At 42.4% G+C, this 14,963-nt stretch carries 12 protein-coding genes; 5 read left to right on the top strand and 7 right to left on the bottom strand.

From position 1 onward, the window contains the following. Positions 1–50: 50 nt before the first annotated feature. The gene (locus PSE83_RS15500) at positions 51–2,219 is read left to right on the top strand and encodes an inverse autotransporter beta domain-containing protein (protein WP_164564486.1); all 2,169 of its coding nucleotides are present in this window, start codon (positions 51–53) and stop codon (positions 2,217–2,219) included. Positions 2,220–2,307: 88 nt separating this feature from the next. Here the strand turns inward: PSE83_RS15500 and rtcR are convergent, their stop codons facing one another. Beyond that, positions 2,308–3,891, bottom strand: coding sequence for an RNA repair transcriptional activator RtcR (rtcR, locus tag PSE83_RS15495; protein WP_164564484.1), 1,584 nt, complete (start codon positions 3,889–3,891; stop codon positions 2,308–2,310). A 485-nt stretch (positions 3,892–4,376) separates the two neighbouring features. Between rtcR and PSE83_RS15490 the strand changes: the two genes are divergently transcribed. The 3 genes from PSE83_RS15490 to PSE83_RS15480 are packed head-to-tail and all read left to right on the top strand — an operon-like array spanning position 4,377 to position 7,543. Then, the gene (locus PSE83_RS15490; RefSeq protein WP_004260972.1) at positions 4,377–5,495 is read left to right on the top strand and encodes a slipin family protein; all 1,119 of its coding nucleotides are present in this window, start codon (positions 4,377–4,379) and stop codon (positions 5,493–5,495) included. Positions 5,496–5,497: 2 nt separating this feature from the next. Beyond that, positions 5,498–6,724 (top strand): RtcB family protein, encoded by a 1,227-nt coding sequence (locus PSE83_RS15485; RefSeq protein ID WP_110592488.1) that lies wholly within the window; start codon positions 5,498–5,500, stop codon positions 6,722–6,724. A 24-nt stretch (positions 6,725–6,748) separates the two neighbouring features. After that, the gene (locus PSE83_RS15480; protein WP_004260980.1) at positions 6,749–7,543 is read left to right on the top strand and encodes a nucleotidyltransferase domain-containing protein; all 795 of its coding nucleotides are present in this window, start codon (positions 6,749–6,751) and stop codon (positions 7,541–7,543) included. An 83-nt stretch (positions 7,544–7,626) separates the two neighbouring features. Here PSE83_RS15480 and PSE83_RS15475 read toward each other — a convergent pair whose 3' ends face one another. From PSE83_RS15475 to PSE83_RS15455, 5 genes are all read right to left on the bottom strand, one after another. Further along, entirely contained in the window at positions 7,627–8,082 is a 456-nt protein-coding gene (locus PSE83_RS15475) for a DoxX family protein (protein ID WP_004260983.1), read from the bottom strand. A 173-nt stretch (positions 8,083–8,255) separates the two neighbouring features. Further along, a complete protein-coding gene (locus PSE83_RS15470; RefSeq protein WP_004260986.1) occupies positions 8,256–8,822 on the bottom strand; it encodes a molecular chaperone TorD family protein in 567 nt (188 codons plus the stop codon). Positions 8,823–8,860: 38 nt separating this feature from the next. Continuing rightward, a complete protein-coding gene (locus PSE83_RS15465; RefSeq protein ID WP_272660971.1) occupies positions 8,861–9,760 on the bottom strand; it encodes a dimethyl sulfoxide reductase anchor subunit family protein in 900 nt (299 codons plus the stop codon). After that, positions 9,757–10,395 carry a DMSO/selenate family reductase complex B subunit gene (locus tag PSE83_RS15460; protein WP_004261008.1) on the bottom strand — a complete coding sequence of 213 codons (639 nt, stop codon included), beginning with the start codon at positions 10,393–10,395 and terminating at the stop codon, positions 9,757–9,759. Before PSE83_RS15460 ends, PSE83_RS15465 begins: the two co-directional genes overlap by 4 nt. After that, on the bottom strand, positions 10,392–12,809 hold the full coding sequence (locus tag PSE83_RS15455; RefSeq protein WP_272660970.1) for a DMSO/selenate family reductase complex A subunit: 2,418 nt from the start codon (positions 12,807–12,809) through the stop codon (positions 10,392–10,394). The genes PSE83_RS15460 and PSE83_RS15455 overlap by 4 nt, the downstream gene beginning before the upstream one ends. 192 nt (positions 12,810–13,001) lie before the next feature. On the opposite strand from PSE83_RS15455, the gene PSE83_RS15450 reads away from it, so the two are divergent. Next, positions 13,002–13,775, top strand: coding sequence for an AraC family transcriptional regulator (locus PSE83_RS15450; RefSeq protein ID WP_094961426.1), 774 nt, complete (start codon positions 13,002–13,004; stop codon positions 13,773–13,775). A 24-nt stretch (positions 13,776–13,799) separates the two neighbouring features. Here PSE83_RS15450 and PSE83_RS15445 read toward each other — a convergent pair whose 3' ends face one another. Beyond that, positions 13,800–14,954: an adhesin gene (locus tag PSE83_RS15445; protein WP_272536728.1), complete on the bottom strand. Its 1,155-nt coding sequence runs from the start codon at positions 14,952–14,954 to the stop codon at positions 13,800–13,802. Positions 14,955–14,963 lie beyond the last annotated feature (9 nt).

Raw genomic sequence — 14,963 nt, 5'->3', positions numbered from 1 at the left:
TGTCTGCCCTGAAAATAGCGATATTAATATTTATATCAGGAATATGTTCGATGAATCCCCCTTCGTCAAAATTGAAACCTAAACTACCGAACAGTTTGCTCCTCTCTACGGCAATTTGGTCTACGGCTATTTTGCCAATGGTGCCAAGTTATGCCCAAATCGTCCATTTAGACGATTTACCTACACTCGGTAGTCAGGCCATTCAATTTGAAGGAACCCAACCCGAAGATAGTACTGAACGTTTTTTAGCGGAATATGGACAAAATGCCGCAAACTTTGCTTCTGAAGAAAAAAACACCAAAAATCTGGCAGATATGGCACAAGATTACGCTCGCCATAAAGCCGCAAATATGGCGACGGATGAAATAACACATTGGTTATCCAAAGCCGGTAATGCCAGGCTAAATATTAATCTCGATAAAAAATTGTCAATTAAGACATCTCAATTAGATTGGTTAGTACCTTGGTATGAACAACAAGATTTGTTGTTATTTTCTCAGCACAGTATTCACCGCACTGATGGCCGGCTACAGACCAATAACGGTATTGGTTTACGTCATTTCCAACAAAGTAGCATGATAGGGGTAAATGCTTTCTTTGATCATGATTTATCCCATTACCATTCGCGCTTAGGGTTTGGTGTGGAATATGCTCAAGATTACGTTCGAATGAGTGCGAATAGCTATTTGGGGCTATCGACTTGGCGCAGTGCATCCAAATTAGCCGATGATTATAACGCACGCCCCGCCAACGGCTGGGATATTCAACTTGAAGGTTGGCTACCCACGTATGCGAATTTAGGTGCGAACCTAAAACTGGAACAATATTACGGAGATGACGTCGCTTTATTTGGCAAAAATGAGCGCCAGAAAGACCCAATGGCGGCTACCGTCGGCGTCAATTGGTCTCCATTTCCCCTGCTCGCAATAAATGCAGAACATAAAATAGGCAATAGTGGAACAAATGAGACAAATGCTAAAGTGGCGTTTAATTGGTTGCTAGGAAGGAGCTTAGCGCAACATCTTGATACTTCGGCGGTAGCGGCCACTCGCCATATTTCCACCAATCGCTATGATTTTATTAACCGTAATAACAATATTGTGTTGGAATACCAAAAGAAAAGCTTAATTTCATTATCATTACCGAAAGTTATTCAGGGTATGACAGGAGAAGAACTTTCTATTATCCGCAATTTAACCACGAAATACCCGCTAGAAAAAATAGTGATAGAAGCCCCTGAATTGATAGCCGCTGGGGGGGAAATACACCTTAATGGCAGAGAAAGTTCAGTAAAACTACCGTCTTATAAAATTGCCAATCATTCATTTAAAAACTCACAACTCAATCTTTATCGCTTAACCGTGACGGCTTATGACATTAACGGAAATGTTTCCCCACAAGCAGAAACGTTAATTGAAGTTACCAACACAGGCGCTCTCACTATCACCCATAAGAATACCGCAAAAAGAAATAATGCTGTCGCTGATGGTAAAAATACAAATATATTCACTGTAGTAATTAAAGATACTCTTGGCCACCCAGTACCCAATGCGAAAGTCAATTTCACATTGCCTGCAAATCTTAATTCTATTAATCAAAAAAATACGGGATATTATTCATTACTTAATCATTTTATGTGGAAGGCTCAGGCAGAAAAATCAGTTTCTGAACAATCCCATAGCATCATCGCTAACAGTAAAGGTGAAGCTTCCATTCAATTTACTAGTTTGGTATCAGGAAGTTATGCAATAAAAGCAAATATTGAGCATGGTACAGAAATTAATGAAATATATAACTTTAAATCCGATATTAGCCAGTCATTTATTGGTAGCGTCGATATCATTCAAAACAATGCAGTGGCAGATGGGATCAGTAAAAACAAAATTAAACTGCATATTGTGAATAATAGCCGACAAAGCATCGCAGGAGCACACGTTCACTTTGAAGCAGCAAATGCCATTATCTCACCAATTAAATTGACTGATGAATATGGAAATACAGAATTAGAAATCAGCAGCTTAGTCGAAGGTTCTATAAATATCATTGCCACCCTGAATGGCGATAGTCGAACAATACAAGTTAACTTTCTAAGGGATGGATCTGCGATAAATATTCAGCCGAGTATTGGGACTCTTTTTAAATCTACAGTAAATGAGAAAAATAGTCCTACACGCACACCGTTAAGTTTGCTAAGGGAGCTATTTCAAAATATGGGATAACACTGCTAACAATAAAATAGACTTAATTTAACTGCCCTTTCAGCGTCACAATTTGCCCCTTAATAGGGGCTTTCTACTATAAATTTTTTCAACCGTTCCCCTTCAACCCATCCCAATCCAATCCAAATTTAGCGAGATACTTTCGCAGCCTATCTGCATCATTGGGCTGTTTTTTATGTTGCCGCGAAACGGCAAACAGCTCACGCCCCGCTTCGGAAAGGGTAGATGAACGGCGACAAACTTCCAGCACTGTTGCCAGCTGTTGCTGGTCGAATAAATCAATTTCACCAATTTGCTTTGGTAATGTATTGGTTGATTTTGACTGCCATTGGGCTTGCAAACGGCCAATTTCTTCTTCGGCCACCGCTTTAGTAATACGCCCGCGTTCGGCAAACGTTGCCATCCGGCTAATGGATGCACCCAACTCACGAAAATTGCCACGCCACAGGGCCTGAGAGGAACAGGCAAACTTCACATACACATTGCGAGCTTCGCTATCAAAACGAATTTGGCTTTGTTGCTCTTGGCAAAATTTGGCTAATTCATAATCAATATTCGGTTCGATGTCTTCACGGCGGTCACGCAAGCCCGGTAACGCAAACGTCCACATATTGATACGGGCAAATAGGTCTTCACGAAATTTGCCCTCCTCCACTTGCTGCGCCAAATTACGGTGAGTCCCTGCAATTAATTGAAAATCACTGTGAATTTCTTCATCTGAACCATAAGGGAAAAAGCTTTTTTCTTCGATGGCTTTCAATAGCATTGCTTGTTCATCTAGCCCAAGTTCCGCAATTTCATCGAGAAATAAAATACCGCCATCCGCTTCTTTCAGTAATCCACGCCTTGGGTTGATTGCCCCTGTGAATGCCCCTTTTACATGACCAAACAGCGTTGACATAGCGTTATCACCACGCAAGGTAGCGCAGTTTACTTCCACAAAGCGCCCTTTAACTTGGTGGCGACTTTCACGCAGTTGATAAATTCGCCGAGCTAAGAAAGACTTCCCCGCCCCCGTTGGCCCATTGAGTAAAATCGGGGCTTTAGAACGCAGTGCGACACGTTCGATTTGCTCAATCATGGTATTAAATGCCGCGTTGCGGGTGGCAATACCCGATTTTAAAAACGAAACCTGCTGTTGCTGCTCTGTTTGGAAACGGCTGGTGATATGGGTATAACGGCTTAAATCAAGGTCAATCACGGTATGAATGCCGATAGGGTCTTTTTCTCGCCCTTTTTGGCTCGGTGAAGTTTGAATTAATTTGGCTGGTAAATAATGAGCTTCCGTTAATAAAAACCAACAGATTTGCACCACATGGGTACCCGTAGTGATATGTACAAGATACTCTTCATTATCAGTATCAAATTGATAATGCGAAGAAAAATCCAGTAATGAGGTATAAACCTCTTCAAAATCCCACGGGTCAGCAATATCCACCTCATGCAGTACCACTTCCGTATTGGGAGAAGCTTGTTCAATATCCTCTTTCACCCGGTGCGCCATGCCATAGTCATTCACCTGATGCAGTAATTCAAAACGACCAATATCCAAATCAGGCTGTTGGCAAAGACCAACCGTTGGCCGCCATTTTGTCCAGCGATTGGCTTTTTTGCCTCTTCTATCGAGTACTGTGCCCAATACACCAATCACAACCTTACGTTTCTTGCTCATAGTATTTATATAAATTTATAAGTTACGATATAAAAAGATAATAAATAGCATAATCCATTTACCACGCCAATGTTACCCACTTTTCTCTTAATATTATTTTTTACTTATTTTTCAATGTAGTAGAAATATTTATTTCATTTTAAAAAAAGTTGGCACGCTTCTGGCAATACTATATTCATCCACTGCCGGAAATTGTATGAACTGCAAGTTCAACCGGTGCAGACATGGTGGCTTAGCCACTACATGGTCTGTATGCCGCCGTCAGGAAGATACCTTGGTAATAGCCTAGCTATCAGGTTCGACTCCTGAAAAAAATACAAATCCAACTGTATAAAACTAAGCAGAAGTTAAGCTTAAAACCGCCACTCGAGAGCTTTGCCGAGTGATGAGCAGAAATTTAGACAGCCAATTTTGGCACTCTACTTTTCCCCTCACCACTTCGCTTTTTTCTTCAGTGCCGGATAAATATTGAAAAAGGAAAAATAATGAAAAAAATAAATATCGCTCAAGGACAAATCGCATTGACCGCTAAAAATGGGGATTTTAAACAATTACTGACTGCGGGTGAGCACCGTTTAAACGATTGGTTCAATCGATTGACTGTGTCATTGTTCACACTTGATAACGAACCTATTGATGAAAAACTAGCAGACCACTTACGCCAATTTCACCCTGATTGGGTTGATGACCACTGTATTGACATCGCTTTGACTGATGACGAGATTGGTTTTATTTACTTGCACAATAGTTTGACAGAAATATTGCCACCAGCGACCCGTCGGTTGTATTGGAAAAATGGCAATAATTTAAAAGTGGAGCCGCAGTCGCTAGAAAATAGCGTTATTGACTCTGCATTCGTTGCACGTCTGATGGGTAAAAAACGCATTAAAGGCAATGAGTTGGCCTTGATTAGCCAAGTACCTGCATGGCATGTCGGTATGTTAAAAATTGATGGTGAGATACAAGATTTATTACAACCGGGAACTTACGGTTATTGGAAAATCAACCACAAACCGGAAGTTGAGATAATAGATACCCGTTTACAATCATTAGAAATTAGCGGACAAGAGATTTTAACCAAAGACAAAGTCACATTACGCATCAACCTGTGCGCCAACTGGCGCTATCACGATATTTTACTGGCGTTCTCAAAATTGAGTCAGCCTGTAGAGCATTTATATCGTGAATTGCAGTTTTCAATACGAGAAATCGTGGGGACTCGAACCTTAGATGAACTATTAGAAAACAAACAATTAGTCGATGAGCTGATGTTAGCTCAAGTCGCGCAATGCGTGGTTGAATTTGGCCTAGAAATTGACAGTATCGGTGTAAAAGACATCATTTTGCCGGGAGATATGCGCACTATTTTATCCCAAGTCGTTGAAGCCGAAAAATCGGCACAAGCTAACGTGATCCGCCGCCGCGAAGAAACTGCCGCGACTCGTTCACTGTTAAATACCGCAAAAGTAATGGAAAACAACCCGGTTGCATTGCGTTTAAAAGAACTTGAGACCTTAGAAAGTATCGCACATCGAATCGACCAAATTTCCGTTTACGGTGGATTAGATCAAGTATTAAACGGATTGGTAAAAATTAAGGAATAACAATGAATAACAATAAATTTAATCAATTAATTCAAGAAAATGGCGTGCCTGTAAAAATGTGGACCAACGGCGTGCCTGTAGACCCGAAAGCGGTAACACAACTACAAAACACCGCTAAAATGCCGTTTATTTTTAAGCACCTTGCGGTAATGCCTGATGTACACGTTGGGAAAGGTTCGACGATTGGAAGTGTGATACCAACCAAAGGGGCCATTATTCCTGCGGCAGTCGGCGTGGATATTGGTTGTGGAATGATTGCCGTGCGAACGTCCTTAACCGCATCGGATTTGCCGGATAGCTTGCAAAACATCCGTTTTGCTATTGAGTCGGCGGTTCCGCACGGTCGAACTACACATCGACATGGACGTGATAAAGGGGCTTGGCATCGTACACCAGATATTGTCGATACCCACTGGGCACACTTGGATGAAGAGTTCAAACGTATCTGTGATAAGTACCCAAAACTGCGTGGAACCAATCATTACAACCACTTAGGAACATTGGGAACGGGAAACCACTTTATTGAACTGTGTTTGGATGAACAAGACCGCGTGTGGGTAATGCTACATAGCGGGTCACGTGGTGTAGGAAACGCGATTGGTAATCTGTTTATCACATTAGCGCAAAAAGATATGCAACAGCATATCGCCAATTTGCCGGATAGAGACCTCGCGTATTTCGAAGAAGGAAGCGTGCATTTTAATGACTATATGGAAGCGGTAGGTTGGGCGCAGGACTTTGCTCGCCATAACCGTGAAGTGATGATGCACCGCGTTCTGGAAGCACTATCACGCGAAATTCCAAAACCGTTTATCACAGAGCAAGAAGCCGTAAATTGCCATCATAACTATGTGCAAAAAGAACAGCACTTTGGTGAAGAGGTACTGGTAACCCGAAAAGGTGCCGTGTCGGCTCGAAAGGGCCAAATGGGGATCATTCCAGGGTCTATGGGAGCAAAAAGTTTTATCGTGCGCGGTTTAGGTGACGAAGAAAGTTTTTGTTCCTGTAGCCACGGCGCAGGACGCGTAATGAGCCGGACAGAGGCGAAAAAACGTTTCTCTGTAAGCGACCAAAAAATGGCGACCGCCCATGTTGAGTGCCGAAAAGACAGTGATGTGATTGACGAAATACCGATGGCATACAAAGACATCGACGCAGTTATGGCGGCTCAATCATCACTGGTTGAAATTGTTCATACCCTACGCCAAGTGGTGTGTGTGAAAGGGTAAATATAAAAAGTAACAGGAGAAAGCATGGAAACTGGCCATGAAAGTGTATCCGTGCTGATGAAAGAACGGATAGGAAATACACTCAAAGAAATAGAAGAAACTCATCACGTTAAAATACTGTTTGCGTGTGAGTCCGGAAGTCGCGGTTGGGGCTTTGCCTCCCGCGACAGCGACTATGATGTCCGATTTATCTATGTTCACAAACTTGCTTGGTACCTAACGCTAGATAAAAAGCGCGATGTGATAGAAAAGCCAATTGATGATGAGCTGGATGTATCGGGTTGGGAGCTATCTAAGGCATTGAAATTAATGCGTAATTCTAACCCTGCATTAATAGAGTGGTTGCATTCACCCATTGTTTATTTTAAGGATGAAGCATTTTTTGCTCAACTGGAGCAACTGGCTGCGCAATTTTATTCACCATTAAAATCACGCTATCACTATTTATCAATAAGTAAGCGTAATTTACATACTGACTTTAAAGGTGAGCGCGTTAAACTGAAAAAATATCTTTATCTGCTGCGTGCGGTATTAGCCCTGCGTTGGATAGAAGTAAGTAAGAGCATGCCACCAATGGCATTTTCTGAATTAGTCGCGGCCACAGTTACCGATAACAAGGTACTCACAGAGATAGATGAATTGCTGGTTATTAAGCACCAAGCAGTTGAAAGTGATTATGGCGCGAGGCGACCAGCTATTGATAAGCTCGTTTTGGAAGTTATTGCCAACGCAGAGCGAATGCAATTTCCTGAGCCCGCTTGCCGTGACAGCCGATTATTAGACGAGTTCTTGCGTACAATTGTGCTAGCAACTAATTGACTATCATGATTAAAAAAAGACCATCAGAACATTTTTGATGGTCTTTTTTCAAAGGCAATGTCAAACACGAAAGAAAAACGGATTTATCGCCAGTTCGGGTTTTTGATAATGGAATATTTACCCGCACCTAAAAATGCCAATGCAATACCACTCAAGAAGAAATACACGATACTTTCAATCGCCCATGCGCCTGTTTTATCAAGCACGAATGTTTTATCTAGCCCAATCATCAGCCATGCAATCACCATAGTGAAGGCAACTAATAATGCAGATGGGCGAGTTAAAATCCCTAAAATAATGAAAATAGGCGCAACAACTTCACCTAAAATTGTTCCATAAGCGATAAATTCAGGTAAGCCATAAGAAGCTAGCAGCGCTTTAATACCACTCGCCCCTGTCATTAATTTACTCATACCATGAAATAACATGAGCCCACCGACGGAAAGACGCAATAACAACCTGCCAGCATCTTCATGGGACAACAAACGATTTAATAAATTGACCACTTTATACCCCCTATGGATATCCAAAAACATCATTAAGTAGTATGACTTAAAAATGCATTATGGCTTAGAAAGGTAAAGTAAGAATCATTTTAATTTGCATTTCTTATAACTAAATCAATTTTCATTTAATTAAATTTTGTTAACTTTTCACCCATTCAAATATTACGTTTAATTAACCATTAAACAGTCAAATATACTGAACAATATTATATACATGACTTTACAGTAACCAGCGCTAATTCCGTTAATGCGTTATAAAACGGGCTACATGTTGTTCGATTTAATTGCTGAGAAAACTGGGGTAACCAACTCCCAAAATGGTCATTTAGCAATTCTTTTAATGCTGCCTCCCTGACTTGTGAAGCCAAAACTGCCGCTTGAAATAACATTAAACCAACATGGTCAGAAGGCTCTGGATAACGCGTCTGAATTTTTAAACGCTCTCGTTGTAAAAACTCGCTCAGCGCCAGTGTCGAAGAGCCCTGTAATACGCCTTCAGGGTCGAGGTATACCGAGCCCCATGGCGGAGCAGGTAATGCTTCAGGCCCAATAAATAAATTTGTCCACTGAGTATGCAGCGTCGCTATTTCGATGCTTAGCGATGCCGAGATGCGTTCGCTAAGCTGAGTACTGATTTTACAAGGCCACTGAGATGCAAAGTCATTTAGCTTGAAGAAACTTATCGCATAATGGCTTGCATCATCATTTGGAGAAAATAAATAGCAAGTGCCTAAGATATTAAACGCTGCTGCATAGTGTGAAAAATGGATCATAAAAAAGGTAATTTCCTAAGCGATAAACTGTTATTTATTTACAGATGAATAGTATAGAAACAGTAACGCAGCATAAATTCAGCAATTATGGCAGCCGCAAAACCCACCACTAAATACCCTTTGCTGCTCGAAGTCATAACCCCACTCGCAGTCTGTCGCATATGGCGAAATAATCCATATCCCAATAAAATCACCGCCAGTATTCCAACTACCCAGCTAGTGATACGCAGCGACCAAATCCTTTGGTAGGCATGAATAGAGTCGATAGGAAATGTAATCGATTCATTATGATAACTCGTGCTAACTAAGTAATTTTCATAGGCAGGTTGATAAACTAAACGGGCTAATAAGCTAATGCCAATAACCGCCCATAGCACCCATAACCCACGCGTTGAGACTTGAGCCGCTGGCGAGCCTGCATGGAAGCGCAATAACAAATTGATTAATAAATAATACCCAGCAGCTCCCGCAGTTAACATCGTGCCGTAGAACATCAAATAAGTATTATCATTCATCCACGTTAACATTGATGTATAACGATAAATTGAAGCCATGGCATACACATCACATAACCCAGCAATGATAGCCAAACCAAGCAGCAGAAACGACAATTCCTTTTTGAACCATAGCCACAAAAAAGTCAGCCCAAGAAAAGTAAAATAGGTTGCAGTGAAAACCACTTCACGGCTTAACCACGATGAAAAGATATTTAACAAGGAATTAGGCGCATTCAAAGGAACCCCTAAGTGGGTGATTGAAGACAGTAAACCTACCCCCGCAAATACACAGGCAACAAACACGTATTGCTGCAAAAATTGTGTATTCGTTTTATGAGGTAAAACCGCTGATAATTTTTTCGCAAAAAGCGCTAACATCACACTCAACCCAATGGATGTTTGCATTAAAAATGTGAATAACAATAATGGCCATTCATTCATTTGGCTTCTCCTTGTGAGTTTTGAGTGCGACCAGCCCCAAGATGTGGGTGGATCACTAAATTGGGATGGGTAATCGATGAGTCTGGCAACCCACGGACATCCGCCAGCTCGCCATAACGTTGTCTGAGTTCATCTATTGGGCCGAACTGAATGGCCCCTAATGGGCACGTAGCGACGCAGACGGGTTGCTCCCCTTTGAGTTGCAGGTCGATGCAAAAATCACATTTCGACATTTGCTTGGTTTCAGGGTTCATTTGCGGTGCGCCATATGGGCAAGACCAAGCGCAAGTTCCACAACCCACGCATTTGTCTGTATTGACCATCACGATGCCATCCCCTTCACGCTTGTGCATCGCCGTTGTCGGGCAGTTTTTCACACACATTGGGTCGGCGCAGTGGTTGCAGGAAATGGATAACGTATAAGCAAAGACGTTATTCACCAGTCCTCCCGTACCATTTTCAATAAACTCACCGCCAGCGACTTCGTATACGCGACGATATTTGCGCCCCACATCAAGATTATTTTTGTCTTTACAGGCAACTTGACAGGCTTTACAACCTGAGCAACGTGCAGAATCAATATAAAAACCAAGCTGTTTGCTGCTTACAGCGGGATAAACGTGAAATTTACTCATGCTTTGCTTACCTCCACCAATAAGGTTTGATGAGCATTTCCATGTGCCATTGCTGTGCTACGGGCTGATGTTAAAACGTTAGCGCAACCACCTTGGTCAACGCCATTTTCATCAGGTTGCCACCATGCTCCTGCTTGTAAAGCCACCACTCCGGGCATAATCCGCTGGGTGATTTTGACGGGCACCATAGTGATACCGCGGTCGTTATTCACTTTGACGCGCTCTCCATCCGTAATATTTCGTTTTTTGGCATCAATGGGGTTGATCCACAACTCTTGGCGCTGTACCTCTTGTAGCCACGGGTTAGCAAATTGCGTTGAATTGGCACGGTTACGGCCTTTCCAAGTAATCAACTGCAATGGATATCGGGAAACAAGTTCATCTTCAGGCCCTTCAATGGCAGGCACATAATGGGATAACGCAGGGATATCCACATCATTGCGTTCATAAAGACGCTGAGAGAAAATCTCAATTTTTCCAGATGGCGTTTCAAATGGGTTATTATCGATATCGTTAATATTTTTCTCAAAAGCGACATGGCCAACATGGGGTTTGTGCTTTAACAAATGACGACGTTTAACCAGCAGCTCATCAAAAGTTGGAATGCCATCTTCAGCGCGTTTCTGATGGGCATCATTGACTAAATGCTCGATCCACTGTTTTTCTGTACGCCCTTCACTGAATTTCTCACCAACGCCGAGTTTTTCAGCTACCTCTCGCAGCCATTCATAGTCACTACGGCGCTCAAACTCAGGTTCAATCACTTTTTCCGATAAAATAATGTAGTTGCCCGTTCCCCATGTTCCCCCCACATTCCAACGTTCTAAGAAGCTGGTTTCAGGCAATAAAATATCGGCATACTTGGCGCTGGGTGTCATGTATAAGTCACTGTAAACGATAAACTCAACTTTACTTTCATCTTCCAGAACTTTAGCAGCATGCAAAATATCGGGGTTCTGGTTAGTCATATAGTTACCCGCTAACGAAAAAATCATTTTGATTTCCGTATCGAGTTTTTCCGCGTTTTTTAAACCGTTATCTGGCGTAACTAATGCTTTATCTTCACAAGCTTGCACCCAATTGGTGATATTGATTTTCGCTTTAACTGGGTTTTCAAATAGGCTCGGGCCCGCTAACGTTTTACGTAAATCAGGGGTCACAGCCATGCCATAGCCCGCAGCCCAGCCCCCTTTTACGCCTACATTTCCGGTAATTGTGGCTAACAGAGTGGCCCCTCTGGCGGAACGTTCACCACAGATGTGACGTTGAGGCCCCCAACCTTGCATTAAGGCCGCCGGTTTTGTATTGGCATATTCGCGAGCCAGTTGACGAATGGTATCAGCGGGGACTTTGGTGATAGGTTCTGCCCATTCAGGAGTTTTCACCACACCATCTTTTTTCCCCATTAAATATGCCACTAATGACTCATTTTCAGGGATGCCGTCGGGCATCTGGTGCTCATCAAAACCAATAGTGAATTTGTCGATAAAAGATTGATCATGCAGGCCTTCGCTGATGATCACATACATCATGGCATCCATCATCGCATTATCTGTTGTCGGCAAAATGGGGATCCACTGATCCGCTAATGACGACGCGGTATCCGAGTAACGTGGGTCGACAACAATAAATTTAGTGCCATTTTTTTTCATTTTTTGGAAATAATGATTCGTGTGACCAAAAATGGTTTCGTTCGGGTTATGTCCCCACAAGATCACCAATGGCGTATTTTCTAATGTGTCTAGCGTGCTACCACTTGCTGACGTGCCATAGGTATAAGGCGTAACCGCCATGGTATTGCCATTGCTCACTGAGTGGTAATTTTCTAAAAAACCACCCGTGATATTAAACAACCGACGCAACATATTGGCACCGGAGAAAATTCCCCCAGTCACCCCAGTACTGAGACTAACAAAGCGCGATGCAGGGCCATATTGGGCGTTGATACGCTGCATGTTGTCAGCAATCAAGGTTGTCGCTTCTTCCCAGCTAATTCGCTCAAAGCGCCCTTCTCCACGTTTGCCCACTCTTTTCATTGGGTATTTCAGGCGATTTGGGTGATAAACGAACTTCCGGTAACTGCGGCCACGCACGCAAGCACGCATGATTGGCATCTCTTCGTCTAAATCGGCATCTGGACGGGTACTAATTCGTGTCACCACGCCTTCTTTAACGTGTGCTCGAATATCACATTTGCCACCACAGTCAAAACTACTGCAGGTGGAGACCACTCGCTCACCTTCATTTTGCAGCGTTGTGGTTGGGATGATATTCGGGTTTTCTGCTGTCGATGCAACAGTATTTGTCGCAATAAATGGGACAGCCATGAGCGCAGAGCTGCCTTGAATAAACCGACGACGGGTTAGGGGTTCAATCAGACTCTCACTACCCGCCTGATCGTAATAATTTTCCATGATAACTCTACCTCTGGCATACATTAGGTTGCCGCGATAGGGTAAACATTTCCCTGTTTACCAACTTTCGAAAAACCGCCAAACACATTGGAATTCCAGCCAACCATGAAAAACATGTGGTTATATCAATAAAAATTGCCTATATTCAGAAAATATATGATAACTTTTGAATCTCAGCCAAGAAAAATTCCTATGCGAAATATTCCTCTGAAAACTGTCGATGCAACTCCGCGTGATGTTTTAGCTATCGGAACAGACTATTTACCAAACGTGCTGCTTGATTCTCACGTTCACCGCCGTGCCCAGTTTCTATATGGTGCGACAGGCTTGATTGAAGTGAGTACCGCAGATGGCGAGTGGGTCATACCGCCTGATAGTGGTGTTTGGATCCCCTGTAATACACCTCATGAAACGCGCATGTTGAATGTCAGTACGCGTAGCTTATACATTGAGCCCAAAGCCGCTCCACGTAGGGGAAACAAATGCGAAGTACTCAGGGTTTCCCCCTTACTTCGTCAGCTATTGCTTGAAGCAGTTGATACCCCAATTGAATATGATTTAAATGGTCGTGATGGTGTGATGTACCAATTGATTTTGTATGAAATTGCACAAGCAGAGCCCCTGCCTTTCTACGCCCCCATCCCACGAGATGAACATTTAGCCCAGTTGTGTCGGGAATTCCTAAAAGCGCCACAAATCACCTCATTACCACAGGAGTGGGCGGCAAAACTACATAAAAGTGAGCGCTCATTTAGCCGTTTTTTTGGTGCTCAAACGGGGTTATCTTTCTCTGACTGGCGGCAGCAAGCTTGCTTATTAAGTGCGATTACCCATATTTCTGCAGGTAAATCCATTACTGAGGTCGCATTTGATTTAGGCTACAGCAGCGTTGGGTCTTTTTCGACCATGTTTAAAAAATGGTTAGGGCAAAGTCCATCCAGTTTTATTCAGAGAATTAGTGGATAACACCTAACCATTCAAAAATTCAATTTAGTCAAATGTGGCAATTAACCATGCAGACCCTTGATAACTTCCTGCGTCTGCATTATTTCCTTGAATACGACTACGAATATAAATAGTGCGATTTGAATGAATTCCCACACGAATATCTGTACCTGTCGCGCCGGTTTGTTCATCCACAATGTCTAACTTACTGTAAATCGTTCTATTTGAAGCATCTTTCATTGGCAAGCGCTTTTGTGGGTCGCCATCTGTCACATAGTCTAACCGTAACCTTACCTTCGTTAAGGCAGCAAATTTGCACGTGTATCTGATACTTTCCGTCACCAAGCTATCGTAATGAATACTACTTAATTGACCGTGTCGCAAATTGACTGTGCTAGCCTGCCCAGAGCTCGTTTGCGTGGAGCACATTGCTTTCACATTTAACTGAGAAGCGGCAAGACGCATTGGCACTGTTGAGTCAGATAAAGGCCAGCTATCAAAGGGTGGCACTGCTTTAGGCTCAGTAAAAGCGCGAACATAGCCCGCTAAATCCATTGCAGGAATAACCAGTTTTCCATCAATAATTTGCTCATTAATAAAAAATGTAATAGTAACTGGAAATTGACTGGTAAACTCTTGGGCAGCCCTAACAAGCCCCACATAAGCATATGAGCACATTCCTGCATCAATATTTATCCAATTCATTATTGGAGTTTCCACCGTCATCACTAAATTGTTATTGATCCGGTAGGCTGTTTTTCCATCAATCGTGACTCCCGCAGAAGCTACATACATAAACAAACGATGAAATGCCTGTGATGAATGAATTCTTGTATTGCTGCTCCCCCATCGTCTCCCAACACAATCAACCAAGCCAGACACACTCACTTGAGCACTATTACCATCAATAACAATAGGGTTTCCTACACGATAATAATTTTTGCCATCAGAACCAACTCGTGCAACGGGTTCAATAACACTATTACTATCGATCCGAATTGAATAACCTGAATTGGAATTTTGTATTCGAGATGCATAATCTGCATGAGCATTCATTCCATACAAACTAAGAATGGCCACCAGAAAATACATTAATAAGCTAGATGGTTGTTTAAAAAACTCTCCCTTAAAAAATAAGGGAAATGGTATTTTCACCATAGAGCTAGAAACCGCCTGAAACAGGATTTGAAAATTAGACATAACCGATAT

The organism is Providencia sp. PROV150, assembly GCF_028481025.1.
Taxonomy (GTDB): Bacteria; Pseudomonadota; Gammaproteobacteria; order Enterobacterales; family Enterobacteriaceae; genus Providencia; species Providencia hangzhouensis.
Note: the sequence above shows the minus strand (reverse complement) of the source record. Positions and strands in the feature narration are given on the sequence as shown.

Excerpts from the sequence above, each read along its gene's own strand:
- PSE83_RS15475 (WP_004260983.1), bottom strand. The coding sequence starts at position 8,082 with ATGATGTTTTTGGATATCCATAGGGGGTATAAAGTGGTCAATTTATTA.
- PSE83_RS15455 (WP_272660970.1), bottom strand. The coding sequence starts at position 12,809 with ATGGAAAATTATTACGATCAGGCGGGTAGTGAGAGTCTGATTGAACCC.
- PSE83_RS15460 (WP_004261008.1), bottom strand. The coding sequence starts at position 10,395 with ATGAGTAAATTTCACGTTTATCCCGCTGTAAGCAGCAAACAGCTTGGT.
- PSE83_RS15470 (WP_004260986.1), bottom strand. The coding sequence starts at position 8,822 with ATGATCCATTTTTCACACTATGCAGCAGCGTTTAATATCTTAGGCACT.
- rtcR (WP_164564484.1), bottom strand. The coding sequence starts at position 3,891 with ATGAGCAAGAAACGTAAGGTTGTGATTGGTGTATTGGGCACAGTACTC.
- PSE83_RS15485 (WP_110592488.1), top strand. The coding sequence starts at position 5,498 with ATGAATAACAATAAATTTAATCAATTAATTCAAGAAAATGGCGTGCCT.
- PSE83_RS15450 (WP_094961426.1), top strand. The coding sequence starts at position 13,002 with ATGCGAAATATTCCTCTGAAAACTGTCGATGCAACTCCGCGTGATGTT.
- PSE83_RS15445 (WP_272536728.1), bottom strand. The coding sequence starts at position 14,954 with ATGTCTAATTTTCAAATCCTGTTTCAGGCGGTTTCTAGCTCTATGGTG.
- PSE83_RS15465 (WP_272660971.1), bottom strand. The coding sequence starts at position 9,760 with ATGAATGAATGGCCATTATTGTTATTCACATTTTTAATGCAAACATCC.
- PSE83_RS15480 (WP_004260980.1), top strand. The coding sequence starts at position 6,749 with ATGGAAACTGGCCATGAAAGTGTATCCGTGCTGATGAAAGAACGGATA.
- PSE83_RS15490 (WP_004260972.1), top strand. The coding sequence starts at position 4,377 with ATGAAAAAAATAAATATCGCTCAAGGACAAATCGCATTGACCGCTAAA.
- PSE83_RS15500 (WP_164564486.1), top strand. The coding sequence starts at position 51 with ATGAATCCCCCTTCGTCAAAATTGAAACCTAAACTACCGAACAGTTTG.